We start from the raw sequence: 1,492 nt of genomic DNA, 5'->3' as shown, positions 1-1,492 counted from the left end.
TCCCGCCAGCGGTGGTCTTGGCTCCTCGGGTAATGAAATAGCGGCGCATGCCAGCGATGTCCTTTTGTTCGCAGGGACCAGCACGCTAGGCTCGGCGAGAAAAGCCCGGTAGTCGGACGCTTCGCGGTTTTTTGTAGGTTGGTTCTGTAATTACCCTTCGGGATGTTTTTGCATTCTGTGGGCAGCGCATCGAAACCTGTCCTCCCTGCGCTCGCTGAGCATCAACGCAATTTATGGCTCTATGCTGAAAAAACTTAGCCTCCCCAGTAATAGCGCAACAATGATCAGTCCACATCCGATACCCCGACAGCCTGAATGTAGATTCATGGGCGCACCCACGGCTCGCCCAGGTTCAGCGTGATCAGATAACGCTCCTCATTGGGGTGCCGGTCATCCTTGAATCGATGGGCGACCAGCATCACTTGGTATTTATTTCCAGCCTGCCAGTATGAGGTCCCTCCCAGGTACGGGTCCTGCAATTGGGCGCGCCATTCTGGTGTGTCAGCAAAGGGGGGATCATATTTGGCTCGGATGGAGACCCAGCCGCCTTTGCGCCATTGCTCTTGTAGATCCAATACAACCTTGAGGGCATCATTGAGTAGCAGTGGTTCGATTTGAGGGGACATACGAATGCCGCTAACCCGCTGATCGCTGTCGAAGTCCACGGTGAAGAAGCGGGACAACGGGGTCGTGAACGCATATTCAGGGTCGATGAATTGAAGGCGAGCATCGGTTTTGGGAAGCCTGAACCAATGATGCCCAGGAATTGCGGGGTCAATGGCGGCGCTGGAGCGCTTGCGCATGTCCTCCCAAGGTTCTCCAAGCATCAATGCGACTTCTGGCTCGTCGGCGAAAAAACGCATTGTTATTCCCGCCAGTAACGCGGCAGCGAACAGCACGGGTGCGATGCCCTGCCAGCTCACCTCCGTGAGCCTACTCATCGAACATCCCGGCCTTCGGCGATGGCTTCAATCGCCTGTTCTATGCGATTTCGCTCGGTGCTATGTAGCAGGTCGTCAAACTGCGCGGCGACCTTGAGGACGAACGCCATACGCTGATTGATATCGGCCAAGTTGGCGAATGGATTGTTACTAAAGGCGATCGTGCGTCTTTCATCTGCAGGGTGGCATTGGCTGGCAAGTGTCAGTTCGATGGCTTGCGCGGCCCCGGACGGTATATCTGTGACGTAGGAAAGATGGTTGGCACGCAACAGAGTTATCAATTTCAGATCGTTGTACATTGTCGGTTGAAGAATGTTTTTCTGTTCGTGACGAGCCAGATGCTCAACACCCTCCGCAATGTTGCCAGCGTCAATAGCCCTGAAAGAACGTAGGATTTCCCTATGGTTGGTACCGAACTCAAGCCTGAACGAGCCCCATGAAAGACAGGACACCGTTTCCCCCTTACGATAAGGGATAGGCAAACGGGTATGTTTATGACTAACAGCAACGATAAGGGTGGTGAGCTGCTCGGCCAGGAACGCCGACGCCGC

General features: G+C 54.6%; 2 protein-coding genes. Both read right to left on the bottom strand.

Translation table 11 applies throughout. The annotated features are described in order from the left end of the window. Positions 1-323: 323 nt before the first annotated feature. Positions 324-941, bottom strand: a complete 618-nt coding sequence (locus TU80_RS31010) for a hypothetical protein (RefSeq protein WP_057006146.1) — start codon at positions 939-941, stop codon at positions 324-326. Then, on the bottom strand, positions 938-1,492 hold a 555-nt coding region (locus TU80_RS33195; protein WP_420902723.1), incomplete at its 5' end, for a DUF2515 family protein. The genes TU80_RS31010 and TU80_RS33195, both read right to left, overlap by 4 nt.

Source organism: Pseudomonas veronii, from assembly GCF_001439695.1.
GTDB lineage: Bacteria > Pseudomonadota > Gammaproteobacteria > Pseudomonadales > Pseudomonadaceae > Aquipseudomonas > Aquipseudomonas veronii.
This window is presented reverse-complemented; position numbering and strand designations above follow the sequence as displayed.

What these genes read in the sequence shown, in the direction of transcription:
- TU80_RS31010 (WP_057006146.1), bottom strand. Translation starts at nt 941, where the DNA reads ATGAGTAGGCTCACGGAGGTGAGCTGGCAGGGCATCGCACCCGTGCTG.